Annotated in this window: 19 protein-coding genes and 1 pseudogene; 11 read left to right on the top strand and 9 right to left on the bottom strand. The window is 55.8% G+C overall.

All coding sequences use genetic code 11. The features are described 5' to 3' along the window. Positions 1 to 6 precede the first annotated feature (6 nt). The 3 genes from G557_RS0108440 to G557_RS0108450 all read left to right on the top strand — a co-directional run bounded on the left by G557_RS0108440 (position 7) and on the right by G557_RS0108450 (position 2,299). Positions 7 to 690, top strand: a complete 684-nt coding sequence (locus G557_RS0108440; RefSeq protein ID WP_028245696.1) for a glycosyltransferase — start codon at positions 7 to 9, stop codon at positions 688 to 690. A gap of 19 nt (positions 691 to 709) precedes the next feature. Next, complete coding sequence (locus G557_RS12580; RefSeq protein WP_036961972.1) at positions 710 to 1,072, top strand: DUF2304 domain-containing protein; 363 nt, start codon at positions 710 to 712, stop codon at positions 1,070 to 1,072. Positions 1,073 to 1,333: 261 nt separating this feature from the next. Next, entirely contained in the window at positions 1,334 to 2,299 is a 966-nt protein-coding gene (locus tag G557_RS0108450) for a hypothetical protein (RefSeq protein WP_156877145.1), read from the top strand. A 1,634-nt stretch (positions 2,300 to 3,933) separates the two neighbouring features. Here G557_RS0108450 and G557_RS13790 read toward each other — a convergent pair. Together G557_RS13790 and rfbA are read right to left on the bottom strand one after the other, a co-directional pair. Next, positions 3,934 to 4,797 carry a glycosyltransferase family 2 protein gene (locus G557_RS13790; protein ID WP_084627092.1) on the bottom strand — a complete coding sequence of 288 codons (864 nt, stop codon included), beginning with the start codon at positions 4,795 to 4,797 and terminating at the stop codon, positions 3,934 to 3,936. A 7-nt stretch (positions 4,798 to 4,804) separates the two neighbouring features. Next, positions 4,805 to 5,671 carry a glucose-1-phosphate thymidylyltransferase RfbA gene (gene rfbA / locus G557_RS0108465; protein WP_028245699.1) on the bottom strand — a complete coding sequence of 289 codons (867 nt, stop codon included), beginning with the start codon at positions 5,669 to 5,671 and terminating at the stop codon, positions 4,805 to 4,807. A 71-nt stretch (positions 5,672 to 5,742) separates the two neighbouring features. Between rfbA and rfbB the strand changes: the two genes are divergently transcribed. Beyond that, positions 5,743 to 6,744 (top strand): dTDP-glucose 4,6-dehydratase, encoded by a 1,002-nt coding sequence (gene rfbB / locus G557_RS0108470; RefSeq protein WP_028245700.1) that lies wholly within the window; start codon positions 5,743 to 5,745, stop codon positions 6,742 to 6,744. A gap of 21 nt (positions 6,745 to 6,765) precedes the next feature. Further along, a complete protein-coding gene (locus tag G557_RS0108475; protein ID WP_028245701.1) occupies positions 6,766 to 8,184 on the top strand; it encodes a sugar nucleotide-binding protein in 1,419 nt (472 codons plus the stop codon). Between the two features lie 48 nt (positions 8,185 to 8,232). On the opposite strand, the gene G557_RS14240 is transcribed toward G557_RS0108475, so the two are convergent. Beyond that, positions 8,233 to 10,632: a hypothetical protein gene (locus G557_RS14240; RefSeq protein WP_211220538.1), complete on the bottom strand. Its 2,400-nt coding sequence runs from the start codon at positions 10,630 to 10,632 to the stop codon at positions 8,233 to 8,235. 627 nt (positions 10,633 to 11,259) lie between these two features. On the opposite strand from G557_RS14240, the gene G557_RS0108490 reads away from it, so the two are divergent. Beyond that, positions 11,260 to 14,769, top strand: coding sequence for a glycosyltransferase (locus G557_RS0108490; RefSeq protein WP_084627093.1), 3,510 nt, complete (start codon positions 11,260 to 11,262; stop codon positions 14,767 to 14,769). Here G557_RS0108490 and G557_RS12590 read toward each other — a convergent pair. Further along, positions 14,760 to 15,725 carry a glycosyltransferase family 2 protein gene (locus G557_RS12590; RefSeq protein ID WP_051224916.1) on the bottom strand — a complete coding sequence of 322 codons (966 nt, stop codon included), beginning with the start codon at positions 15,723 to 15,725 and terminating at the stop codon, positions 14,760 to 14,762. The genes G557_RS0108490 and G557_RS12590 overlap by 10 nt on opposite strands. Before the next feature lie 128 nt (positions 15,726 to 15,853). Between G557_RS12590 and G557_RS13490 the strand changes: the two genes are divergently transcribed. The 4 genes from G557_RS13490 to G557_RS13500 all read left to right on the top strand — a co-directional run bounded on the left by G557_RS13490 (position 15,854) and on the right by G557_RS13500 (position 21,487). After that, on the top strand, positions 15,854 to 17,137 hold the full coding sequence (locus G557_RS13490; protein WP_051224917.1) for an S-layer homology domain-containing protein: 1,284 nt from the start codon (positions 15,854 to 15,856) through the stop codon (positions 17,135 to 17,137). A gap of 194 nt (positions 17,138 to 17,331) precedes the next feature. Next, positions 17,332 to 18,525 (top strand): CAP domain-containing protein, encoded by a 1,194-nt coding sequence (locus tag G557_RS13800; protein WP_169337768.1) that lies wholly within the window; start codon positions 17,332 to 17,334, stop codon positions 18,523 to 18,525. 145 nt (positions 18,526 to 18,670) lie between these two features. Then, the gene (locus G557_RS13495; protein WP_051224919.1) at positions 18,671 to 19,840 is read left to right on the top strand and encodes an S-layer homology domain-containing protein; all 1,170 of its coding nucleotides are present in this window, start codon (positions 18,671 to 18,673) and stop codon (positions 19,838 to 19,840) included. Positions 19,841 to 19,969: 129 nt separating this feature from the next. After that, positions 19,970 to 21,487, top strand: a complete 1,518-nt coding sequence (locus tag G557_RS13500; protein ID WP_051224920.1) for an S-layer homology domain-containing protein — start codon at positions 19,970 to 19,972, stop codon at positions 21,485 to 21,487. Between the two features lie 100 nt (positions 21,488 to 21,587). Here G557_RS13500 and G557_RS14320 read toward each other — a convergent pair whose 3' ends face one another. The 3 genes and pseudogenes from G557_RS14320 to G557_RS0108525 form a co-directional block, all read right to left on the bottom strand. Beyond that, complete coding sequence (locus tag G557_RS14320) at positions 21,588 to 22,076, bottom strand: S-layer homology domain-containing protein (protein ID WP_245542808.1); 489 nt, start codon at positions 22,074 to 22,076, stop codon at positions 21,588 to 21,590. Positions 22,077 to 22,079: 3 nt separating this feature from the next. Next, positions 22,080 to 22,820: pseudogene (locus G557_RS14325) on the bottom strand (ABC transporter ATP-binding protein); the annotation flags it as partial. Continuing rightward, positions 22,804 to 23,676 carry an ABC transporter permease gene (locus tag G557_RS0108525; RefSeq protein WP_036961975.1) on the bottom strand — a complete coding sequence of 291 codons (873 nt, stop codon included), beginning with the start codon at positions 23,674 to 23,676 and terminating at the stop codon, positions 22,804 to 22,806. The gene G557_RS0108525 and the pseudogene G557_RS14325, both read right to left, overlap by 17 nt. 227 nt (positions 23,677 to 23,903) lie before the next feature. On the opposite strand from G557_RS0108525, the gene G557_RS14005 reads away from it, so the two are divergent. Then, positions 23,904 to 24,071, top strand: a complete 168-nt coding sequence (locus G557_RS14005; RefSeq protein ID WP_156877146.1) for a hypothetical protein — start codon at positions 23,904 to 23,906, stop codon at positions 24,069 to 24,071. 19 nt (positions 24,072 to 24,090) lie between these two features. Here the strand turns inward: G557_RS14005 and G557_RS13505 are convergent, their stop codons facing one another. Together G557_RS13505 and G557_RS0108545 are read right to left on the bottom strand one after the other, a co-directional pair. Beyond that, positions 24,091 to 24,519, bottom strand: a complete 429-nt coding sequence (locus G557_RS13505; protein WP_051224921.1) for a PIN domain-containing protein — start codon at positions 24,517 to 24,519, stop codon at positions 24,091 to 24,093. A 229-nt stretch (positions 24,520 to 24,748) separates the two neighbouring features. Next, entirely contained in the window at positions 24,749 to 25,540 is a 792-nt protein-coding gene (locus tag G557_RS0108545; protein WP_028245706.1) for an IclR family transcriptional regulator, read from the bottom strand. Positions 25,541 to 25,641 lie beyond the last annotated feature (101 nt).

Below are 25,641 nucleotides of genomic sequence, written 5' to 3' on the forward strand. Positions count from 1 at the left end.
ACTGTCGTGATAGCACCACTGGAAGAAGCCACTTGGCTGGTTATCCCCCTCTACAATGAAGGGGCGGTCGTGGGAGACGTAATCAAGAACGCTCTTGAAGTGTTCCCCCACATAGTTTGTGTCGATGACGGGAGCGCTGACGGTTCTGGGGATATCGCACTCCGCGCAGGGGCGGTGGTGTTAACGCATCCCATCAATTTAGGACAAGGAGCTGCCCTCCAAACTGGGCTCACATTTGCACTCTCCTATGATAGGGAAGCGCGGTACTTCGTAACCTTTGACTCGGACGGTCAGCATCGTACAGAAGATGTTCAACGGATGATTCGTCGCCTTGATAGAGATGAGCTCGACGTCGTGCTTGGAAGTCGGTTCCTCGACGAAGGTACAAATATGACCAGACTTAAGCGAACGGTGCTGAAAACTGCCGTCGCGTTCGAGAACTTCACGACGGGCCTGAAACTCACTGATGCGCACAATGGTCTTCGGGCATTTACACGAAGAGGTGCGGAGAAGATCCATATTACTCAAAACCGCATGGCGCATGCGTCCGAGATTACTTCGCAGATTGCCCGTGCCAAGCTACTCTACGCTGAAGAACCAGTGCACATTCAGTACACAGACTACAGTATGGCGAAGGGGCAATCCGTTTGGAATGCGGTAAATATACTCGGCGACCTTTGGCTGAGGTGATTGAGGGAGTGACAGTTCTATGAACCAGATCTTAATAAAGCTTGTTCTCATCGTTGCATTTGGGTTACTGGCCTTGTATCTCATCGCTCCGTTGTCTGGGCAGCGCGGTTTAGCCATCAGGAAATTGGTGTATGCGCTATTATTCGCAGGTGCTGCCTTGGCGGTGCTGTTTCCCTCTTGGATCAGCGCATTGGCTCAGCTCCTCGGAATAGGGAGGGGGACTGATCTACTTTTGTACTCGTTGATTGTTGTCTTTCTTGGGGTCTCATTTTCGCTGCGAAGGCGAATCAAGATGCAGGAAGTCGCGATCACGCAACTCGCTCGCAGCATCGCCGTTGACAAACCTCGCTTCCCACGGTCCTCTGACGCAGCGGGCCGGTGAGACGTGCCACGACCCAGAGGGTTTGCCGCTGGCGTCACTGGCGTCGCGTTAGCGACATTAGTCGCAGCGGTGAGCGGGTTTGTTGTGACACTGCTTGCTGCGCGGGCCCTGCGACCGGAGGAATACTCGCAGTTCGCTACAGCGTGGGCGATCCTGTACATGGCAGTCGCGGCACTTAGTGGGGTACAACAGGAGGTTGCGCGTTCGACGGCGCAAGAATTTCAGGAGTGTCGGGAACCGGGCGCGCGTGCGCTACCTTCTGTGCTGCTGGTCACTGCCGTAGTAGCAGTCGTAGTTGTGGTCGTTCTCACTGGCGTCCCTGGATATTCGACACTTGCCTACGGAGCTATCTGGTTTGTTCCAGCCATAGTCTTCCTAGTCGCTGGTCAGGCGGTTCTATCTGGTGCATTGGTCGGCGCAGGGGAGCTTCTTCCTTACGCTGCTGTAATTACCGTCGAGGCTGTGGCCCGACTCATCCTCTTCGTGATGGCTGCTTTGACTGTACTTGGTGGGGATCTGTTCAGCCTGGTGATCTACGCTATGGCGCCATTCGCTGCCTGGTTCGTGCTTGGTGTTCCGACCGGATGGGTAAGAAGGACAGCGACCGTCCGAGGCCAAGGCAGTTGGCAGCGACAGTTTCGATCATCCATGACAGTTGCGTCAGCAGCGTTGGTGACAGGCCTGTTGACTACGGGTATGCCAGCAATACTCTCTGGGATGATCACGAATGCGGATGGGTACACACTAGGGACGATCATTCTGATCGTAACGCTCACGCGTGCACCGTTGATGATGCCGCTCATCGCCTTCCAAAGCGCCATTGTCGCGTATCTGGTGAAACGGCAGCTGAGCCTTCAGACAGTGTTCAACGCAGTGGTAGCCGTTATCGGAGCGGGTACCGTTTTGGCCGCGTTAGCCAGCGGTTTTGGGCCGGTGCTCTTGAACTGGATGTTTGGGGACACCTACACGACGACCCGAGTCATTCTGTTCTGGACAACTTTCGCCTCGATCAGTCTAGCTCTGTTGTTTCTCGCGGGAGCGTTAGTGCTCGCTAGGGGAAGTCAGCGAGGGTATCTATGTATCTGGGCTGCCGGAGCGATCGGGACGTTCGCTCTATTACTCGTGCCATTTGAGCCTTGGTTTAGAACTATACTTGCCCTAGCCCTTGGGCCGTTAGCCGGTGTACTGGTGGGAGGGATCTACCTTGTCCCCCGGAAGTCAAGGTGAGCATCTCTGTCGCTTTCTCTCTGAGTGAACTACTCCGTCATATGAAGAGCGTCCCAAGCGAAGATGCCGGTGGTGCCATCATTGGTTGGCAAATAGGCGTCGCTGACGGCAGAACCGATGGAAGCAGTGAGAAAAAACAACGCGATGAGTGAGGCCGCGGTTAGCCGTCGAGGGGAGGAAACAGCGCGTGTACAAACCTCCAAAAGGCCTCAGTCAACTCAAAGCGGAGATGACTAGCATTGCAAGAAGAAGTACTTGCGTTGAACGGAGGTAAAGATGGGCATTGCCGGACTGGTACATATTTGAGTATTCGAGGCGTAATAGAATCGGAGCAGCCAAGCGCCGCCAAAGATTGCGGTAATCGTGGCTACAGATCGGTCGCGATCGGGCAGAATATTGCCCAAGAATACAGTGAGTATCAAAACCGTGGTGAGACCAGATAGTCCTGCAAACTCTCCGTTTGGTGTCCACACTCCGCCAGCTACAGAAAGTGCTCCAGGAAGATCTCCTAGCCATGACGTGAAATACGCAGGGTCAGAAGGGGTGTCCCAATACTGATAGGTGTCGACGATCGGGTCGGCTGTCAGCGCGGCTAATACGTAACTGCCCGCTATTGCCATAAAGCTGGTAACAAAGGAGCTAAGAGCGACCAGCACACGACGCCAGTCTCGCCAGGGAGTAATGAATAGTCCGAGCACCAGAACACCAGAGCACCAGAGATGAACGAGATGAACCAGATGAACCAGCCTGAGTAGAGGAGGGCGATGAGGCCGACAGCGAAGCCTAGCGCTATGAATCGCCAGATGATTCCAAGCAAGTTATGAGCATGAAATTCTTCCATCTGGCGGAGTCCGAGCAGGAGCAGCGGCGGGATTGAGAGCAGAGCGATAGAGCTCAAAGGTTGGTACATGTCCAGATATGGTGCAGTCGTAATTGCAGCAAGTAATGGTTCCTGTCCTGGCGCGTAGACGAACTCCCACAGTGCCCAAATTGCAGGGACAAGAAGAGCGGTTACTGGTAACTGAATGACCTGCTCCGCCTGGGATAGGGGGAGACTGGTAATGTGGGCAGTGAATGACAGTAGTTTAATTGTCCCTGGCGGATACGCAGACGGTGCGCCTTCTCCCCCGCTGAGATCGGCCTCCGCCCACTCTAGGTATCGCCGGACATCTCTTCCTTCTGATAAGGCGAAAGGTTCCTTGGTAATGCGCAACGCTACTGCTAACGATGCGGCTGGGACAGCTCCGAGTATTGAAAGATCAGGTGCCCATTCAACTCCTCTCAGCCACGCGAAACGCTTCGACAGGCAATAGCCCCTGATGTCAAAGGAAGAACGAGTAGGGCGGCCCGTAACTGGACTCCTGAGAGCAGACTAACTTGGCCTGATCGTTCCAGAGGGTCTACGGAAATCGTGAATCGGGCTCAAAGCACCAAAATGACTGCGACCGATGCACTCACACCTAATATGTGGCAGATGTTGATGAGACGTTTCATCATTACGAAGTGTGCGTCCTGGGTCTTACTCTGTTCATCACCTAATGCTGGTGCCACGGGCATGATGGGATAATGCTGTCGCATGGGCGGAACTTTTCTTTCTGTAATGAGGCGTGTTAGTTCAAGCTTGAGCCGATTGGTCAGGAAGACGATCTGCCAATGACACGTGTGCGTAAGCTGGATAGCATCGCGTGTACACGTGAAGTGAGGTGCAATCGAGATGCGCTGGCTGATCGTCGCCAGCCAAGGCTATCGAAGATGGCTGCTTGAGACTCGAAGAAGTGCTGTTCCTCTTTGAAACGTGGACCGTCTAACGCTTGAGTGGATGACACAGACCGTGCGTGACGGCGATATTGAAATGTTGGCGCACCGCTGCCGATGTACATCGATCCGCCCCGTACCAGCACCTTCATCAATAGGTCGAGATCGATTGTGACGAGGGCAGTAACGTTGAAACCGAGCGGCTGTATGACGTCAGTCCGCCATGCGAGCGATGGGAAATAGGTCCAATTACCGGTCATAAGGCTCGCTGTAAGCCGATCACCTCGATGGGTCTCAGAGGCGCTGTGCCGTGGACGGAGCAGAGCTTTGACGCGGTCTGCCAGAGGTTTCACGGCCACCCCTGATTCGTTGATGACTTCAACGACAGGCTGGTAGACGTCAAATTGCTGTTCGAGATCAGCGGCGTGCAAACGGTCGACGTACTGTGGTAGAAGGCGATCATCATCTCCGAGCAACACTGTGAATCTGCCTTTGCTCAATGATAGACATCGCTGAAAATTAGCTCCCAGTCCGAGATTGACCTCATTTTTCAAATAAGTGATTCTGTCATCGTTGAGTTGAGCGAGCCAGGGACGAATATCCCCATACGGGCTTTGGTCATCTATGATGGTCAAGTGCCAGTTTCCTTGTTGCTCGCGCACGCTCTTCACCGTTTCTTGGATGAAAGAAACCGGGCCGTAATAGGGGATAAAAAAGTGCACAAATGGTGAGTCTGTTGGCATTATTAGTTCAATCTTCTTCAAGGAGTGCGAGCAGGCGCCGACCGTAACCACTCTTTATTAATGGTTCAGCTGCCGCACGCAAGCCATCATCTGTCAGGAACCCTTGACGCCATGCGGTCTCCTCTGGAGACCCGACGAAAAGGCCTTGACGCGCTTGAACAGTTCGGATGAAGTTCGTGGCATCGTTGAGGCTGTCGAAAGTTCCAGTGTCGAGCCAAGCTGTTCCACGTGGCAGGATCTCAACCTGCAGTTCTCCACGCTCAAGGTACACACGATTGAGATCAGTGATTTCCAGCTCACCACGAGGCGAGGGCTTCAAACTCTTAGCGATGTCAACTACCTGATTGTCGTAGAAATAGAGACCTGGCACCGCATAGTTGCTCTTTGGCGCTTGGGGCTTCTCTTCAAGACTTATCGCGCGGCCAGTACCGTCGAACTCGATGACACCATAGGCAGATGGGTCTGAAACCCAGTACCCGAAGACCGCAGCACCGTGCAAATCGTCGAATCGTTGAAGCTGCGTGCCCAATCCGGCTCCGTAGAAGATATTATCGCCCAGTACCAACGCGACATCATCATCGCCAATGTGCCTTTCGCCCAAAACGAAAGCCTGAGCCAACCCGTCTGGAGAAGGTTGCACGGTGTACGTGAGGTTGATTCCGAATTGAGACCCATTGCCCAGTAAGCGATGAAACTGATCAGCATCGTGTGGCGTAGTAATGATCAGAATATCTTGGATCCCGGCGAGAATGAGTGTCGACAAGGGGTAGTAGATCATCGGCTTGTCGTAGACCGGCACAAGCTGCTTGCTGATGCCGTAGGTGATGGGATGCAGCCTGGAGCCGGTTCCACCGGCGAGAATGATTCCGCGCATGGCTCGATTCTCTCACACCGGCCAGATCGACTGCCCAGTCACACCTCAGGGCGTCGCGTAGGATAGCCGTTATGCAGAACATCATCGTCACCGGCGGCGCAGGATTCATCGGATCGAACTTCGTGCATCACGTCATCGCTGAGCGCCCTGACTGGCATGTGACAGTACTCGACAAGCTGACCTATGCTGGCAATCGAGCCAATCTTGAAGGCCTCCCTGCTGACCGCCTCACCTTTGTGCACGGTGACATCGCAGATGCCGAAGTCGTTGACAGCCTCGTGGCAAAGGCCAATGCCGTTGTCCATTACGCGGCAGAGTCCCATAACGACAACTCACTGCAGAATCCTCGGCCATTCATCGACACGAATCTCACCGGCACTTACACGCTGCTCGAGGCGGTACGTCGCCACGACGTGCGTTTCCACCACATCTCGACCGATGAGGTCTACGGTGATCTCCAGCTCGATGATCCAGCTCGATTCACTGAGCACACACCCTATAACCCTTCGTCCCCATACTCATCGACAAAAGCTGGGAGCGATCTTCTGGTGCGCGCATGGGTGCGTTCTTTCGGCGTTCGAGCCACGATTTCCAACTGCTCGAACAACTACGGCCCGTACCAGCACATTGAGAAGTTCATCCCGAGACAGATCACTAACGTACTGTCCGGCATCCGCCCGAAGCTTTATGGAGCAGGACTCAATGTGCGCGACTGGATTCATACCAACGACCACTCCTCGGCCGTACTGAAAGTCCTTGAGGAGGGACGCATCGGCGAAACGTATCTCATCGGTGCCGATGGTGAGCAGAACAATAAGACCGTCGTCGAGTTGATTCTGGAGTTGATGGGCAAAGACCCTCACGACTACGACCACGTCAATGATCGCCCCGGGCACGACCTGCGCTACGCGATCGACTCGACGAAGCTGCGCACCGAATTGGGCTGGCAACCGAAGTTCACCGACTTCAGAACAGGCCTCGCCGACACGATCGCCTGGTACAGCGAGCATGAGAGCTGGTGGACCGCACAGAAAGCGGCAGTTGAGGCACAGTACGCCAAGGCCGGACAGTAAGACTGAGGGAGCAACAGAACCGTGAGCGACGAGCTGCGCTACGAACGCGACCTGAAAGCCACCAAAACGAGCATCCCCGGCTTGGTGGTGTTTGATCTGCCGGTGCATGGCGACAACCGTGGCTGGTTCAAAGAGAACTGGCAGCGCGCCAAAGAACTGCCTTTAGGCCTGCCAGACTTTGGGCCGGTCCAAAACAACATCTCCTTCAACGCGACTCGAGGCACGACTCGCGGTATCCACGCAGAGCCTTGGGACAAATACATCTCGGTGGCCACCGGATCGATCTTCGGAGCCTGGGTTGACCTACGACAGGGCCCAACCTTCGGGGTAGTACACACCCAGGTGATCCGGCCAGATCAAGCCATCTTCGTACCCCGTGGCGTGGGCAACTCCTTCCAAACACTTGAAGACGCCACCGCATATACGTACCTCGTCAACGACCACTGGTCTGCTGACAAGCTCGATAAGTACGCATTTGTGAACTTGGCAGACCCCACGCTCGGCATCGAGTGGCCGATTCCGCTCGACCAAGCCGAACTGTCTGATAAGGATCGCAACCACCCACTGCTCGCAGATGCCACACCAGTTCAGCCGAAGCGCACCCTCGTCATCGGCGCCAACGGTCAGCTCGGTCGGGCGTTACGCGATGAATACGGCGACAACGCGATCTACGCGACTCGCGACGAGATCGACCTCACCAGCAGCACTCTCGCCACAGATTTCGACTTCTCGAACGTTGGCGTCATCATCAACGCCGCCGCCTATACCGCCGTCGACACTGCCGAGACGCAAGAGGGCCGCAGGGCCGCTTGGCAGATCAATGTCGAGGCCGTTCGCCAACTCGTCGAAGTCGCACGTCAGCGGCATGCGGTGCTTGTCAACGTCTCGAGCGACTATGTCTTTGACGGCACAGCAGAAGTTCACGCTGAGGACGAACCGCTCTCGCCCTTGGGTGTCTACGGGCAGACAAAAGCTGCTGCAGATCAGATCGTTGCGACGCTCCCCTCCCATTACACGGTGCGCACCAGTTGGGTCATCGGAGACGGCAATAACTTCGTGCGCACTATGTGGAACTTGGCACAGCGCGGCGTCGAGCCCTGCGTGGTCAATGATCAATTCGGCCGGCTGACTTTCACCGACACCCTGGCCGCAGGCATCAAACATTTGCTCAACGTCCATGCACCTTACGGCACATACAACCTCAGCAACGACGGCCCGACGGTGTCTTGGGCGGATATCGCCAAGAATGTTTACCGTGCTGCCGGCGCTAACCCCGATGATGTCACCCCCGTCACCGCCGCCGAATACTACAAAGATCGAACTAGCATGGCATCACGCCCCATGAACAGCACTCTTGACCTGACAAAAATTCAGAACACCGGGTTCGCCAACGAAGAAGCCAACCAAGCACTTGAACGCTATTTGAACGGAATGGCGTGAAATAGGCACATTTCGCGCATCAGAAAAGGGAGGGTTCTCCATCCAATTTCAACTTTGTAATGCAGTCAAAACTTCATTGGAAGTAGTCAGGATGTGTGGTGTCGTATTCCCCGCAGCGGCGCTGACTGCGGCCATAGTCTGTAGCCAAGTGAGGGTTCCATTCGCATACAGATAGACTGCCGGTCCCGAACCTTTGAGAATGGCCGGGGTGCTAGATGGCAAGAGCTGGTTTGACAACGCTGTACAGGCAGACGCTGACAGAGAGAAAGAGCTAAGTTGCGTGGCCCCGGCATTCGAGAGCCGTAACAGGCCTGACGCCGTGGGTGCGTAGATATCTGTATCGCATTTGAGGAGAGGGCTGTACTCGCCAAGGCTCTGTGTAGGGCGTTTGCCTTCGATAGGCAGGATCGAGTTGGTCTCCAACCCGAGCAGAGACATCGTGTCGAACGACGGTATGTGTGTGGCAGACCCCTGACCATCAACGAGAAACACTTCACGAGATGAGCTATTCTTTGCAAGGTACACTGCTGGGTAAATTGAATCTCCTGTGGGGAATATCTTGGTGACGGGGGTACTCTTGCCCACCCAACCGATCACGGGGGTAGCTGTTCCTGCAAGGGAAATTGCAGTGTCCCATGTGAGGACGTGATGGGCAGCCCCCTCTGCATCGAGAAGATACAGGTCAGGGCTGCCAGTAGTGCCAATGAGGATGCTTTGGCCGCCAAATGCAGCGCCGACTTTGAGTCGAGAGCATCGGGCTTGGCTCAGAGCAACGGGTGCCACGTTGAGCTGGCTAGCATCGATCGCGTGGAGCTCATCCTTGGCGAGCAAATACGTCTGGGTATCGCAACTCACCGCGAGTGAGGCAGGTTGTTTATCGACCTGTAGGTTCCCGAAGGAACTTGTCATCAGCACTGTCTGAGACGAGGAGCCCAGTGCAGCACCTGTTTCAAGGGAGCTGAGATATCTAAGGCGTCCATTCGCGAAGTAGTACACCTCAGGACTGGACGTTGTGCGTACCATGTCTCCATCAGCCAAGAGCGGATCTCCCAACGGAAGATCTGGCAGGGCGGGCATCATGAGAGCAACTGCACCGCTGGGGTTTACGCGCTGCCAGGCTTCACTGGAGACGATGTGATGCAGCGCGTTGTCCTCGATTCTGTAGACCTCTGGGTCATGAAAAGTACGGACAAGGCCCGAGGCCACTTCCTCACCCTTTGGGAACGAGCTGAATACCTCCTGCGAGACGTTCGGCGCTTCGCATGGTAGGCCGAAGTCTGTCATTTGTGTGCAAGTGGTGAACTTATGGCGCCAACCGCTCGGTGAGAAGAAAGCGATCTCGCCAGTGGCGGAATTGCGTATCAACGTCGTCTGTAGCAGAGCCCCATCAGAGAAATTGGAGAGATATTCCGAGGTCACGCGGGTAAGGGTCCCCAAGCGTTGGTATCCGGACAGGACTTCCATTGTGGGGATGTAATACTTCACGTTCTCGCTGAGGAAGAATATGCGATTCGTGCCAGACTCCTGCACGAGAGGGGAAAGCGGCGCTGTCGGATTCCCAAACCAATCGGAGTAATACATGAAAAAGTTGCGGTTACCGTAGCTCGAACATCCGTCACCGGTGCCGTATCCGGCATTTTTAGCGGCTGTATTCGGCTGGTAGGGAGTGTAGATGTACAGTGCTGCGGTGGCTTGGTTCTGAATAAAGACGGTTGAACCCCCACACGCAGCAGTGGGGCTCCACTGAATGTAGTTGTTTCGGCCGGCTCGGTATCCGTAGCTGGCAGGTTTTGCCTGGTAGATCTTGTATTGTTGGGCGGCTCCATAGACTTGGTTGAAGAACCCGTAATATTGAGAGTCGCAGGCCGCGGTGTCGGGGCATCCCATCCCCATGGCTGAGCGATAGCGGTAAGAGCTCGGATATACGTTGGTGACGAGCCCCTGCTCTTTCTGCAGCATGACGAGCAGCACTTTCTGGCTGATGCCGCAGCTACGTGCCACGCCATCGATGATTTGGGCTGCCGACTGATTCAATCCCCCGGTGTAGCCGCTGCAGTATGCGTTTGCAGACTTGGCAACCGTAGTAGTGCGGTAGTCCTTTAGGCACGTGATATCTGCTGGATTACTATCCCACTCGGGATGACACGTAGGAACCCTTGCGTTGAGAAAAGTCTGTATCTCTGTGGCAGTGAGAGCGTTGCTATTGTAAAAATTCGCGTCAGAGATGATATAGCCGGCGTCGAACGCATTGGCATCTGCAGCGCTGGCAGCATCCTGCTGAAATGGCGATAGGAGTGGTAGAAGAGAGAGCAGCACTGCAAGAGCTGAGACAATCGATAGGTCTCGGAATTTCCTTGTATAGGAGGAGTGGATCATTTCACTTCTACCTTCTCTTCTTGGGAAACGCCCGTGAAGTTCGCTGATGAGTAAGAGATCTTGATTGTCCATTCGCCAGCGCTGAGCTTGGCGCGGTCGATGACCAAGTCTTGGCCGCAATCCGTAGAAGAAGCTGAAGGATTGCCTGGGCCGGAGACACTAACTTCAGCAGAGTTCTGCGTGGCTGTCAGTGTGCATGTTCCCGTGGCCTCTACGATGCCGGAGATGACTGCGGCTGCATCTAGCCCTTCATCATCTGCGCCCCATGAGGTGAGTGTTGGTTGTACCAAGACTCTGCCGTCGCCGCTGGGCGTGGTCGGGGTAGGGGCCGGAGAGTCAAGAGCGGTACCGTCTGATCCATCTTCTGCGGGTTCATGCGTCGTAGGCGAGGAAGACGCACCATCGGTGCCACTTGCACCGCTGGTAGCGGAGGAGGTTGCAGTGGCTGCTGCGTCATCCCTCGATGGGGTGGAGCATCCAACGAGCAAGAGTGGGGCAGTTGCGGCGAGAATCAGCGCAGCAATCCGTTGGGTGTGGAACGGCATACCGGAGTGCTGGATCATAAATTCAACAGTAACTTGAAGGTTTGGGCGTGTCGAATCTTTGTCTGAGCGCGACCGTGCTAAAGAGCCGTTGGCGCGGCCGATGGGCGGATCTCTCCGAGCTGGAATCAGCTACCGCGCCAGATAGCATGGGTGCATGCGAACGCTTTACGACCTCGCTGTCGTCCTTACTGTCCATGCCGAAGGAAGGCTGATCTTTCCGACGGTCAATGCGTTGCAGCGCGCGGTGGCGGAAGCCCGTGCAAACGGTCTCACCACTCAGGTGATCATTGTGCAGGATCGTGCTGATGAAGCCACGAAAGAGGCTGTGCAATCTGCTCTGCATGAAGGGCTTCTCGGCGCCGCGGCTGAAGTGCGTGCGGTCGACGTCTCGCACGGGGATCTCGGTCTAGCCCGAAACAGTGGTGTTGCTCAAACGAGCGCTTCTTATGTCGGTGTGCTCGACGCAGATAATCTTCCGTCGAAGAACTGGTTAATAGCAGCGTCAGAAGTATTGCGATCTGCTACTGAACCGGCCATTGTGCATCCGGCTACGATCGTCACTTACGGCAGTAAGCGAGAGTGCTGGCCTCTGCAAGAAAGCACATCGGCAGGGTTTCATGCCGCGCTCTTGGCTTGGGCTAATCCCTGGGATGCTTTTTGTCTGGCGCCTCGTGAGGTGTTTGACAGGTTCCCTTACCCTGAATGCCGGCCTGAGGTCGGGTTCGGACCCGAAGACTGGGCCTGGAACTGCACGACGGTAGGTGCCGGTGTGCCGCATCTTGTCGCTGCCGAAACCGCACTTTTCTATTGGGCTAAAGATTCCGCCTCCCTGTCTGCGGCTCATGGCGATAGCCTGCTGCCGCAGCGAACGCTTCTTACCTCCAAGAGTCTGGCAGCGCGGGAAAGCACGCGTATCACCGAACTGCTGTCTTCGTCGACTGCTCCTGTACCTCGAACAGCCTCCGAACGACTGCGAGGTTTCGTTGGACGCCTGCAGGCAAGCTCTCGCGTGGCAGACATAGGGGTGCGCGGAACCAAGTATTTGGTGCGCCCTGTCATCGACCGCTTGCGGCGTCGTCTGAGCAAGGATGACGGGGCTGGTTTGGGTGCTGCCGCATCAGTGCGATCCGTGCCGGTCGAATACTGGCGCGAAGCCCATGAATTGCAGCCACTCATTCCATACCCCTCAGAGGAGACTCTTCGGAGTTATGGCGTCTGGGGCGAGAACTGGGATGACTTCATGCTTCCGGATAGGCGGGCGTACTGGCAGATGATTTCTGCTCTTCCGAGTCAGCTCGACCTGCTTTTTGTTGTGCCATGGATCGGAACTGGCGGAGCAGACCTCCTCACTTTGCAGTATGTGCAAGCGGCACGCCGATTACGTCCTCGGGCGTCCATCGCGGTGGTGACCACTGAACCAGCTGAATCCACGCGGCTGAAGGATCTTCCAGCTGACGTGTCGGTTTACGAACTGGGCTCGGACAGGCTGCATCCGCCTTTTGCCACAAGGGCACTCGCTCAGGTCGTAGCACAACTGCGGCCGGGCGCGGTTCACGTTATCAACTCCACAGTCGGCTTTGACATGGTTGACAAATTCGGACGTCAGCTGGCGCGGCATACCCGTCTCTATCTCTCGACTTATGTGGTGGATACGCTTCCTAACGGCGCGCGCTGGTCATTTCTTGATAACCGGTCACGGGACTTTTACACGCATGTGCAGCGAGTGCTTACAGACAATCACGCATTCGTACAGCGTGCCGTGCAGGAGACGGGTGCGCCAAGTCAGGCATTCACCGTGCAGCATCAGTACGTGCACGGCAGCGCACATCCCGTGATGCCCGGTGAGTTTTCCAACGAACGACCCCTTCATCTGCTGTGGTCCGGGCGTTTCGATCGGCAGAAGCGACTTGACCGATTGGCAGACATCTTTGAAGAATGCCAGCGCTTGGGCTTGCCGGTGACATTGGACGTTTTTGGGGAGCCCGTGCTTGACGATGACGCGGCGCGTGTGAAATCTTGCGAGCGGCTCACGGCTGCTGGAGCGGTTATCCACCCGCCATACCAAGGAGACCTCAGGGCTGTGGGCCCAGAGCGGTTCGATGCCTTGCTACTCACGTCTGATTGGGAGGGTGTGCCGAACACGATGCTTGAGGGCATGGCAAATGGGCTCGCGGTGATTGCCCCAGCAGTGGGGGGAATCCCTGAGGTGCTGACTGAATCCTGTGGGTACCCGGTGTGTGTTCGGGATGTCACTGATCGAGACCAGATCACAGAGAACTTTGTCGAGGTGATTGAGTCGCTGATCGGTGCCCCTGCCGATGCGGAAGAGCGCGCACTGGCCGGTCGTCGAAAGGTTGCGGAGGAGTTTTCGCTTCGCCGGTTCGACGAAGTCCTCGAGTCGCTTCCTGGGTATCTTCCGTCGGAGGCGGGAAGCGTAAGGCAGCCACAAGAATATGCCTATTTCGCCGATCACCAGACAGCCGAACTCCTGCGTTCAGAGAAACCGGTCGTTCTTTTGTATACCGGGTCTAACGGTCACTCGAATTTCGGGGACATCCTGCAGAACAAGAACATCCTTCACTATTGGGAGAAGCGAGACGACGCTACGCCAGTCTTGGTGTTGCCCGCGTTCAGCGGAGCGGCTGGGAGATTTGCCGATCTGCAGAAGTGGTATACGCCGCACATTCTGTTCTTCTCTGAGCAGGCTGAGGCGGTCACGGCTGGCCACGGGTTCCGATCGTCCTCCTCACCGCAAGCGCCGGAGGAGGTCGTATCGGATTGGCGTGGCGGGCGAGGACTGCCACTACTTCATGTCGTCGGCGGTGGATACATCAACAAGATGTGGGGAAAAGCACATCTTTCTGCAATTCGAGGCATCTCTACTGACTGGCGAGTGCAGCAGGTCATCATGTCGGGCCTGCAAGTAGACCCCCAAGGTGCAGCTGGGCTCGCGGAGCTGGTGACTGCGGGCTTGCCGGCCTCACACATCGGGTTTAGAGACCAGCGATCGCTTGGGTATGCGGAAGGCGCTGGAATTGGGAATCTCAGTCACTTTACGTTCGACGATCTGACTGAACTTTTACAAGATTGGGCCGGATGCGCTACCCCTCTTGAGCCTTTGCGAAGAGAGAGCACGAAATACGCGGTTCACATGAACTCTTCTGATTACGCCGGAGGCGAGGACGCGATTAGACGTTGGGCAGACCTGCTCAAAAGACTTTCATCTGAGCGTCCAGAAGAGGTGATCCTCCTGCATGCTTACGCCGACGAACGGCCTGAGGTGAAAGATACCTTGGACACAGCTGCCGCCTTGGCTGAGCGCTTTCCCTTTATTCGCTTCCGTGTCATCAGCACTGCACGTCTGGCGCTTGAGCTGGAGGTTGGGCATGGACTGCCGGCAGAACTCCTAGAGCTTGAAGGTGTTACTGCGGGCTTCAGCTCCAGCTATCACACTGCTTTGATGATGAGATTCCTCGGTATTCCTGCTTACCTCGTCAATGCCAATGAGTACTTCGCCCAAAAGGCCACTCTTTTTCAGCTGCCTGATCTCGATACTTTCTTACAAGAGCCGGGCGCGTACGCGCTGAATCTTGACTCGGAAATAGCCTCAAGAAGTGCTTGGCTGCAGCTGCTGGACAGTATTTCGCCAGCTGTTCAACGGTGACGGAAACGCCGCCAGCGGCGTCTGATCAGTGAGACCACACTGGCGTCGCTGATCGCTTCTTCTACGTTTGCCAGCTGCGAATTGCGTTCTTCAAGGGCTCGTCGCAGTTGGTCGACATGAGCGTCATATGCTCGCTGCTGTGCCGTTATTCGGTCGGTGAGCTCCTGGAAGCGATCGTCGATGAAGCGTGTGAGGTAGAGCAGCCCACCGAGGCCAGCTGGGTCGGATCTGAGTGCGACATCACGACGCAACAGATCAAATCTGCGGTGGGCTTCGTGAGCGGCGAAAACACTGTTACTTTCGGCGCCGGTGGCATCTGGGCGTTGTCGCCAGAAGGCCAGTGCCGGGCCTGGAAGCACAGGAATGGGGCTGTGTGAGGCAAGGCGCATATGGAAATCCCAATCGTCTACGACAGGCAGAGTTTCGTCGTAGTATCCCATCTCATCATGGATGGATCGACGATAGACCAAGCCGATGGGGGTGAATCGATTCGTCTTCAGCAGATCAAAAAGTGTGAATTCGGCATGGCCGGGCTCGAATGCCATCCGCGAATACTCGGTGTAAGGTGCGTGTTCGCTTTCGCGGCGTTCATAGACGATATCTATTGGTGTGACGATAGCAGGCTGCTCGGGATGCGTATCCAGCCACTTTGTGGTGGCCAAGAGGAAATCAGGATGCCACGTGTCATCATCGTCGTGCAAGACTAAATAATCAGACTGCGCTGCTCTAACCCCGATGTTTCCGGCTTTCGGGCCGCCTAAGCGTTTGTCGTTGGAGATCAGTGTTGTCTGCAGGTCGGAGGCCTCGATGAGCGGCGTGATCAGTTGCGAGTCACCGCCATCGTTGACGATGATGACCTCGTCGGGCAGCCGTATCTGACGGCTGAGATCCTCGAGGGCACGCTGAAGAAACTCAGGCCGGTCAAAAGTGCGAATAATGACAGAGACGGTAGACACAACTGCCTTTCGAAGAACTCAGATGAATACCTCTATCGTCTCATGTGTCGAGGCGCGAGGTAGTGTCTATGAGTATGCTGTTCCGAGACGAGTTGGTTTGATCGACAGAATTCAGGGGAAGTGTGTATATGTCTATCCGTTCATTTGTGAAGCCTGTCGCTGTGGGGGCGGCAATGCTCATGCTTGCCAGTTCTTTCGCAGCTACGGCAGCTAGTGCTGAGTCGATATCACAACCGTTGCAAGTTGCGGCGAAGCAGGAACTGTCAGGCGTGATGGGTACGGTCACGCTCCCTGATGACATCATTTCGCAAGATGTCAACGTGTACGCGGTACTCACGAGCGCCGACTATGCGTGGGATGCTCGCATTGCCGGAACGTACGATGCCGCCTCAGGCACGTTTAATATTCAGGGGCTCGCGGATGGCGAGTATCATATCGTGGCTTGGGTCGGCGATGGAGGCGCAGTTGACCAGAAGACTGTGACTGTTGCTGGTGCCGATGTGCAGGGCGTGCAGCTGAGCATTCCTAGGGTTGGCATGCTTAACGGGTATATCAAGCTGCCTTCACGGTTCTTTGACGATGAGTGCGCCCAAACAGATTGGAAAAAAGGGGACGCGTGTTTCACCGTTGAGGTGAAGAACACTGATACGGGGCAAGTCTGGGATAGGACGATCTGGCACGGGATGCAAGAATGGGGCACCCAGTATGTGGACGAGGACGGGTACACGCCAGCGGGTAACTACTTGGTGACGCTGAATACGACGGATCCCGCCACGAAAGCGCAGAAGTCTCGTAGCTGGAGCATCAGCTTGCGCTCGGGTGAGCTGCGCCAGTTTGACTTAGTGCTGAATGTCGATACTTTTACAGATATAAGTTCAAGTGCCTTCAAGACTGAGATTCAGTGGCTTGCCGATCAGGGTGTGACCACTGGGTATTCGAAGGGCGATGGCACTGCTGAGTACCGTCCGACGGCACAGACCACTCGCGATGCATTTGTGGAGTTCCTCTATCGAGCGGCCGGACAGCCGTCAGTAGATACATCGGTAGCCAGCCCGTTCAATGACGTTGGCTGGGAGAATGAGCACTATCGGGCCATCCTGTGGGCGTATCAGAGCGGCCTTGTCAAAGGGTGGGATGATGGTGGATTCCACCCGTACCAGTCGATTCAGCGCGATGCGGTGGCAACTATCCTGAAACGGTACGCTGAGTATCTCGATGTAGACATTGAGCAGGACGCTGCTGCCGCGTTCAGCGATATCTCGACCAGTGAGCATGCAGACAACATCAGATGGCTGGCCGCAACTGGTATCACTACTGGATACGCCGACGGCACATTCAAACCGCTGCAGCCCGTGACTCGTGACGCGATCGCTGCATTCTTGTACAGGCTCAATCAGAAATCTCACAGCTGACGGTTAGCCGGATGTAGGGGGGGGAAATGCGAGAATTCGCAGAATTTCGAGGAGCGGTACGCTCACGTCATCGAGTCTGGGCGTGGCTGTTGCTGCATTCCTTGGTGCTGTCAGGAGTGTTAGCAGTCTCGGAGCCACTGCCGTCGGATGGGAATACGGCAGTGGCAGCGAACTCTCTGGCTGATCAAGTCCAAGTGATTCTTGACCAGACAAATGCCCTGCGTGCTGAGAAAGGGATCCCTGCGCTGGTTTTGAACACGGATCTCTCTGCGATGTCTCAACGCTGGTCGGAACAACAGGCGAGCGATGACATGATTGGACACAATCCAAATTACGTTTCTGAAACTCCTGGTGCGTGGAGGAGCGTTGCAGAAAATGTGGCCGCAGGGTATACCGCTGAAACTGTTGTTGCCGGATGGCAGAGTTCTCCGGGACACTATGCCAATATTATGAACCCGAACTATACTGATATCGGGATTGGTGTGGCCTACACATCAGCCGGAGTTTACCATACGTACTTCACTCAGAATTTTGCTCAATATGCTGCGACTCCGACAGTACCTGCAGCTCCACAGAATGTCGCGGTTTCAGAGGTTTCTTGGGACAGTGCAAAAGTATCGTGGACGCGCCCTGAAGGCGCGGGTGCAAATTCCCTCAGCGGTTACGCCATCACATTGAAGAAACAATCCGATGGACGAGAAAGACAATTCTCGGTGGGTGCAGATAGGTCGGACTACAGTTTTTCCGGCCTAGAGTACGCGACATCGTACCAAGTGACGGTCAAGGCAGTAAACTCGGTCGGGAATAGCGCTGACGGAACAGTCCAATTCTCGACGTCCTTTACCGATATTCCGTCCAACAGCGCGTTCAAAACCGAGATCCGATGGATGGCGGATTCGCAGATATCCCATGGTTGGGTCTTTGTCGACGGCTCGCGTGAGTTTCGCCCGTTTGCGGTGACATCGCGTGACGCGTTTGTGCGGTTCTTGTATCGTTTGGCGGGGGAGCCAGAGGTGGTGCTGCCGGCGTCATCTCCGTTTAACGATGTGGATGAGGGGAATGAGCATTATGCGGCGATTGTGTGGGCGTATAACCAAGGCATAGTGAAGGGGTGGTCGGATGGTGGGTTCCATCCGTCTGCCTCGGTGCAGCGTGATGCGGTGGCTTCTTTCTTACAACGCTATGCCTCGATGCAAGGCGTCGACACGTCTGCCGGGTCATCGTCGTTTGCTGATGTGGAGGCCAGCAACGAGCATGCGTCGAGTATTGCTTGGCTGGCGTCAACGGGGATTACTACAGGTTGGCCTGATGGAACCTATCGGCCGTACCAGCTGATCACAAGGGACGCGATCGCTGCCTTCCTGTACCGATACGACATCAAATTCTAGAAAGACACTAGATACATTCTGCAGTCAGACGAAGTGACGTTGGTTGCGCTGCTTGATATGGCTGCACTTGAACTTGCCAAAAGAAGGGGAGACGATGAAAGTACGAAGCTCAAAGAGTCTTCTGAGTAAGAGACTATTAGGGGCAATGGCAACTGCTCTGATAGTTGGATCGGCGCTCTCCGCGCCCGAGGCCGCTTCGGCCTCGGAGAATTTGACAGGGCTGGAGCTGGAGGCCTTTCGGCAGCTTAACCAAATTCGTGAAGACTCTGGGGTATCCCCTCTCTACTGGGACCCGATGCTCGCCTATGATGCTGACAACTTAGTTGAGGCGTATGCAGAGTTTGGCGATCAGGCGACCAGTTGTGGAGAACTTGAAGTTTTTCCCGACTATGAACCCGACATCAGTGAATGGAGTGTCAGCAGCTGGGAGATGAACTGGGCTGTCGAGTGGCTTCCGCCAGCAGATCAATCCGAGAGCGGATCAGATAACGTTCGAGATATGATTGAGGACATAGAATCTGAGGGTTACTTGCTGAACCTCAAAGACGACACCTACGACAATGTGTTTGTTTCGTTCCACCGCTCTGAATGCGGTGCGTTATTCGCGGCGTTTGAGCTTGTGAGATTCGACTCGGACATCGATGGCAACTCGCTCATGGCAGACCGAGTCTCAGGGGCGCAAGTTCCCAAATATGCGCGCAATCGATGGACGACAACTGTGCGTGGCTTCGACGATTATGTCTGGCCGTATGATGCTTACAGTGATTCCTATCAGTTTGTCAATGAAGTCGCATTTCTCGCTAACAATGGGATCGTTTCCGGCTATCAGAATTCAAATGGGGGGAACGACTTCCATCCTTTTGCTGAGATTACACGCGATGCCTTTGCTGCCTGGTTGTACCGTGCCGCGGGATCTCCGGAATTCACCGCGCCAGCGCAATCACCATTTTCTGATGTGTCTGCATCGAGCTCAGCCTTTTATAAGGAGATTACTTGGGCTCAATCTCAGGGCATCGTCAATGGCTGGGATGATGGTACGTTTCGGCCATACGCACTGACCACTAGAGATGCCGCCGCCGCATTTTTCTATCGTGCCGCGGGATCTCCGGAATTTACCGTGCCAAGGCAATCCCCATTTTCTGATGTGTCTGCGTCGAACTCGGCCTTTTATAAGGAGATTACTTGGGCTCAATCTCAGGGGATCATCCAGGGCTGGGCTGATGGCTCATTCCATCTTTGGGATCGGATTAAACGCGATGCTGCAGCTGCCTTCACAGCAAGGTATGTTGACGCGAACTATAAAGGGGAATTCTAGAACCTTGGCGACTCTTCTCCCCGAGCCTGTCTAAGCACGTATACGTTTATACGCCGAGAGCTGTGCGCCTGCACTGCTTTGAACACCGATACGACACCAAATCCAACAGTAGAAAGAACGAGGAAGAGTATGCGCGCGAAAAGAATGATGGCGCTTGCGTCGATTGTCCTATTGGGCGTTTCGCTACAATCGCAAACAGCATTTGCGAGCACAGGAGGTGCTATCACCGATGCTGGGCTGCGGGCTTGCATCAATGAGGAATTGGGGAAGTCTTCAACACATGATCCTACGAATAGTGAGCTCGCAACGCTGCAGGAGCTCAGCTGTTCGAAGATTTCTCATGGCGCAATCAAGTCGCTCTCGGGGCTTGACAAGGCTGTAAATTTGACCTCTTTGAGTATCTATGACGGTGACTTTAGTACAGTAAGCCCGCTGAACGCATTGAAGTCTCTGGAGTCACTCTCCCTAGGGAGCAGCGACAGTCTCAAAGCACTGGACCTGCATGACCTTCCGCGGCTCAGTATGATCTATGCACCGAACTCGGGCCTCACTACGCTTACCGGACTCAAGAATCTGCCAGCGCTGGCAACCCTTAAACTCCGGGGTAATCAAATCTCTGACGTCAGTGCGGTGAGCGGGCTCACGGCGCTGATCAGTGTCGACCTGAGCGACAATAAGATCAAGAATGCCTCGGCTTTCAAGGGGATGAGCCGTATTTCCACTCTTGATCTTGCAAAGAATCAAATAGCTGATGTGACAAGTCTGACTGGGCTGAACAGCCAGATTTCGCTCGGGCTCGGCTCAAATAAAGTGACAGATTTCAGTGCGTTGAAATACCTTACTTGGGTCACCACGACAAACCAGAAGATTTCGTTGAATGCGGTTACCGACGGCACCAATACTTATATCGACGCGTATGATTTGCGCGCCAAATCTGGGGAACGAGTATCAAGTAATTGGGCTTTGACGAATCCGGTTGCCACCGGTGTCAGTACGCGTGACAATGGATGGGTGGTGTTGAGGGGGGTTTACGCCACCGGGAAAACGATCGATTACGGGTATGGAGCTGGCACAGCAACTCTGCAGGTGAGCAAGGTGAACTATGCGCTTTCGACCGCCCCTAGTCGATTTCTTGATGTTTACAACATCTCTTTCGAACGAGACATTTACTGGGCAGTCGACAAGGGAATCGCCAAAGGATGGGATGATGGGACATTCCGCCCCTACGAAGGAATGACTCGCGATGCCTTCGCTGCGTTCCTCTACCGGTACGCTGGTAGTCCAAAGGTCTCAGTAAGCGCATCGTTCCCTGACATTGCAGGGAATCAACACGCAGATGCGATTCGTTGGATGGCGGCAGAAGGCATAACGACTGGGTATGAGGACGGTCTGTTTCATCCAGAGCGGACAATCACACGTGACGCGCTAGCAGCATTCTTATACCGCTATGCGGGCAGTCCTTCGGTAAGTGGAACTACGACGTTGAATGACGTATCGAACAATCAGCACGTGACGGCCATCACCTGGCTGTCTCAGAGCAAGATCACCACCGGGTATCCTGATGGCGGCTATCACCCATATGCGACTGTGACACGTGACGCCTTCGCCGCATTTCTGCATCGGTATGACACGAAGTATGGGAATTAGACGTAGCTCTAGCTGAGCTATTTCTCGCGTCTCTGATTTGAGAGGTGACGATCTGCTGATCTCAGGCATCTGATGCGAGAAGGTGAAACGTTTGAAAAAATCACGCTGAAATTGGTGGGCTTCCGGCATATCGATAGAAGACTGCAGCCATGTCGGCTCTCGTGATGACGTGGGTTGATTCAGAAGAAACGTCGCCCAACGCAGCATCGGCATCTGAACCGCAGAATTCATCAAGAATCGCCTTGAATTCGCTTCCGGTCAGAACATCGTGAGGCCTAAAGAGTTCATCCGTGGTCAGAGCGTTAGGAAGGCGGGCTGCAACCCAGCGGATCGCCTCGGCAAAAGGGGCGCCCTCAGGAACGTCGCTGAAAGAGATTGAAGACTCATCAGCCTGAATCGGTATCTGGCCGTAGCCCTTCTGGGACATACGGTAGACGAAGGCGGCGACCTCTTCTCGGGTGAGGTGATTCTGCGGTCGAAACTCGCGTGCGCCGTCGGGGAGAGCCCAGCCAGTTGTTATGCCCTTTCTGCTGAGCCAGACGATAGCATCGTGCAGTGGATGGTCGTCTGAGACATCGAGGAAGGACACTTGGCGAAGGGTTTCTATAGCATCTGGCGTCGGGCCATCAAAAACTACCCGTCCTTTGATCATTACGATGCCACGGCGGCACACTCGCTGAACCGACTCAAGGTCATGACTGACAACGACCAAGGTCTTCCCGGCCTGTCGCAGTTCCTCGATCTTGTCAAAGCACTTCTTCTGGAATGGCTCGTCTCCCACAGAAAGGACCTCGTCAACTAGGAGAACGTCCATTTCGGTGTGGACAGCAACTGAGAAGGCCAGGCGAACAAACATTCCGGAGGAATAGTGCTTGACTTCGGTATCGATGAACTGGCCGATCTCAGAGAATTCAACAATGTCATCGAATCTTGCTTCCGTCTCTTGACGGGACATGCCTAGGATTGCAGCATTCAGATAGACGTTTTCGCGCCCCGACAAGTCCGGGTGGAAACCGGCGCCGACTTCGATGAGCCCGGCGACTCGCCCTCTAGTGAGAACTTGCCCTGCTGAAGGCTGCAGGACGCCACTCGCGAGCTTCAGGGACGTCGACTTACCAGATCCGTTGAAGCCCAAAAGCGCTACGGATTCGCCTTGTGCAATACTGAAAGTTACGTCATCGAGAGCATTGAAGTCTTCACTGATCTGTTTGCGTTTTAGTTTGGCGATGACCGTTTCTTTGAGGGAATGTGTGTGCCGAAGGTGAAAGCGTTTGCTTACGTGATTGAAGATGAGCGCAGGCACAGAGGGGTGCGAATCAGAGATCTTGGGCAAAATTCTTCTCCAGACGATGGAAGACCAGCTGGCCGACTAGCAGGAACACTGCGGCAAGGCAGAGGCCGTATATGCCATATTGCAGGACATGAGTTCCAACCAAGTTGGTGGCGGCGCTTTGGTCGCTCACTGTCGGTACCCAGAAGGCATAGTGAAACAGGTTCACGGCGGTGGTGATGGGGTTCAACTGGTAGACGAAGAACACCGCAGGGCTGGTGGCGTTGCGAACCAGCTCCAGCGTATATAGCACTGGTGAGAGCCACGTGGTGAACATGAGGATCATCTCGACGATGCTCTCTGCATCGCGGACGCTCACGTCGATTGCACTAAACAGCAGGCTGAGCCCGAGAGCGAGAACAAGAATGATGAGAATGCCCAAGACGATGGCCATCACCTGCATGAGTGACGGGTGCCAGCCAAAGAACAAACAAGCAATCAACAGCACGAAGACCTGGGGCAGGAAGTTGACCAGGGCGATGAGTGACGACGAGACAGGGAAAAGCTCACGGGGAAGGTAGATCTTCTTGACGAGAGCGGCGTTGTCAACGATCGAACGGGTGCCGTTGCCGAATGCTTCATTGAAGAAGTTGATGACAACGAGGCCAGAGAAGAGGTAGATGGCGAAATTCTCGAGCCCGCGATTCAGGCCGAGGAACTGCCCCATTGCTACGTAGTAGACGACGAACTGTGCGGCGGGTTTGAGGAATGACCAGAACCAGCCGAGAACGGAGCCCCGGTAGCGGATCTGCACGTCTTTGCGTACAAGAAGCTTGAGCAGGTATCGACGGCGCACGACGTCGAGCAGCCCACGCCCGTGACCGGGGCGGGTCATGCCCGGATAGGTCTGTGTCGACATTTGCATCCTTCAGCCGATGTGAAAGCCTTCACCTTGAGGGCCTCGTAGGTATCCAACTAGCCAGCGTAGCCGATCGACCGAGCGATGTGCGCTCGTCTGTGGACGCCCAGCCTGAATCGGCGCTGCAGCACGGCCCGTGCACACGATGACTCACGTTGAGTCGCTTGTCAGCAGGCGGCGCGACGCTGACCCGTTGCCCCAGATACGTGTCTGAGAAGGGCGACGTAGTGAATCGCCCCGAAACACTCTCACTGATTCTGCTTGGCCTAGTGCTGGCGAACACTCGCGAAGACCAACAGGATCGCGTCTTTCGCGCCTTCCTGGGGAAGGCCCTCGGCATGGCACTGATCGAGCCGGGCATCCTCTCGATAATTCCGATCGCGGTGGGCTTATAGCGTTACCGCTCGCGACCTCTTAGTCGTCTGCGCTGCCCCACGGCACCAAGGGACGTTGCACGAGTCGTGGTTCGACACTGGCGAGATGCTCGTAGTCGCGGTCATAGTGCAAGATCCAGGCATCGTTGACGAGTGCCCACGCCGCGATGAGCGTGTCGGTGGCTCCTGCTGCGCGAAAGAGGCCAGCGGCCCACAACTTACGTTGCAGGTCAAGCGTGTCATTCACCGTCGGGGGCGCTGACAGAGGCACCCACGAATCGAGTAGACGACGGTGTTGGTCGAAGGCTTCGGAGCCTTCACGCGCTGAGAAGCAGAACTCGGCAGCCTGAGGCGGCCAGGTTGCCAGCCAGACGGCATCGTTGCGTACCAGCGCGCGCAACGCCGCGGCGACACTCGGTTTGTCGCGTCGTTGCAAGATGGAGTTGTCAAGCAGAACGAGGTTCGCCATTGTCGTCTGCCGGCTGGGCGGTCACAGGATACTCGATGACCTGCGGGTTGTGGTCGACGGGCAGCGCGATGAGGTCTTCGATCGACTGCCGCTGTTGAGCTCGGCGGCGCTCTCTGTGACGGCTCCTGTGGCATCGTTTGCCACCCTGCGCGTTCGTTCGCCAGAAGCGGGTGGGGCCGTGGCGAGTTTACGTGTGTGGTGGCAAGGGAAGCCGCGCTCGCGCCGGGGCTCAGGCGCCCCGCGCCAGCGCCTCGGTCATGCCCTGCGCCTCTTCGACCAATAGGCGGCCCAGCTCGGGCTGACGATCGGGGCCGAAACGACTCTCGACGCCGGTGAACGACAGTGCCGCGATCGGCGCGCCAGCGGCATCGAAGACGGGTGCGGCCATGCCCCAGCTGCCAGCCAGGATGAGCCCGGGGTTCACCACGTAGCCGCGCTCGCGGGTTTCTCTCGCATGTTGCAGTATGCGCTCAGGCGTGTTTGCCGGCCCATAGGTCTCAAGCTCGGCGGCGTTGTCGGCCAGCACCCGCTGTTGCTCGGCCTCGGACAGCTCGGCGAAGATGGCCATCCCCGCACTGGCGACGCCCAGGGGAAAGCGCCGCCCCACGTACAACACGAACGACCGCAGCGGAAAACCGCCCTCTGCGTGACCCACGCACACCGTGTGCGAGCCGCGCCGCAGCGAGAAGAAGGCGCTCTCGCCACTGGCGTCGGCCAGCCGTTGCAGCGGTTCGCGGGCCAGCTGCTCGATCGAGAAACGCTGTGAGCTCAGAGCGCCCAGCACCTGCAGCTCCGAGCCAAGCAGCCAGTTGCCGGAAGTTGCGTCGCGCCCCACATAGCCCAGCGCCTCGAGGGCGCCGAGCATGCGCAGCAGCGTCGGCCGCGACAGCCCGGTGAGGGTGACGAGGTCGCGCGTGCTCAGACCGGTGACCGGCTGCTGCCCAATATGTGTCAAGATGCTCGCCACGCGACCGATCACCTGCGTGCCAGGTGGCAGGGATGCCGTGTTCGGTTTGTCCATATTTTGAACAGTACCGGCCGCTCGGCTGGTGCTCCAAGCTGATCGTGATGATATTTCATTTGCTCACTCTGCTGGCGCGCCGTACCCTCAAATCGTGAATA

The sequence above is a fragment of the Pseudoclavibacter soli DSM 23366 genome (genome assembly GCF_000423505.1).
Lineage (GTDB): Bacteria > Actinomycetota > Actinomycetes > Actinomycetales > Microbacteriaceae > Pseudoclavibacter_A > Pseudoclavibacter_A soli.

Excerpts from the sequence above, each read along its gene's own strand:
- G557_RS13505 (WP_051224921.1), bottom strand. The coding sequence starts at position 24,519 with ATGGCGAACCTCGTTCTGCTTGACAACTCCATCTTGCAACGACGCGAC.
- rfbA (WP_028245699.1), bottom strand. The coding sequence starts at position 5,671 with ATGCGCGGAATCATTCTCGCCGGTGGAACCGGCTCCAGGCTGCATCCC.
- G557_RS13490 (WP_051224917.1), top strand. The coding sequence starts at position 15,854 with ATGTCTATCCGTTCATTTGTGAAGCCTGTCGCTGTGGGGGCGGCAATG.
- G557_RS13495 (WP_051224919.1), top strand. The coding sequence starts at position 18,671 with ATGGCAACTGCTCTGATAGTTGGATCGGCGCTCTCCGCGCCCGAGGCC.
- G557_RS13790 (WP_084627092.1), bottom strand. The coding sequence starts at position 4,797 with ATGCCAACAGACTCACCATTTGTGCACTTTTTTATCCCCTATTACGGC.
- rfbB (WP_028245700.1), top strand. The coding sequence starts at position 5,743 with ATGCAGAACATCATCGTCACCGGCGGCGCAGGATTCATCGGATCGAAC.
- G557_RS13500 (WP_051224920.1), top strand. The coding sequence starts at position 19,970 with ATGCGCGCGAAAAGAATGATGGCGCTTGCGTCGATTGTCCTATTGGGC.
- G557_RS12580 (WP_036961972.1), top strand. The coding sequence starts at position 710 with ATGAACCAGATCTTAATAAAGCTTGTTCTCATCGTTGCATTTGGGTTA.
- G557_RS0108525 (WP_036961975.1), bottom strand. The coding sequence starts at position 23,676 with ATGTCGACACAGACCTATCCGGGCATGACCCGCCCCGGTCACGGGCGT.
- G557_RS14240 (WP_211220538.1), bottom strand. The coding sequence starts at position 10,632 with ATGGACAATCAAGATCTCTTACTCATCAGCGAACTTCACGGGCGTTTC.
- G557_RS0108490 (WP_084627093.1), top strand. The coding sequence starts at position 11,260 with ATGCGAACGCTTTACGACCTCGCTGTCGTCCTTACTGTCCATGCCGAA.
- G557_RS0108545 (WP_028245706.1), bottom strand. The coding sequence starts at position 25,540 with ATGGACAAACCGAACACGGCATCCCTGCCACCTGGCACGCAGGTGATC.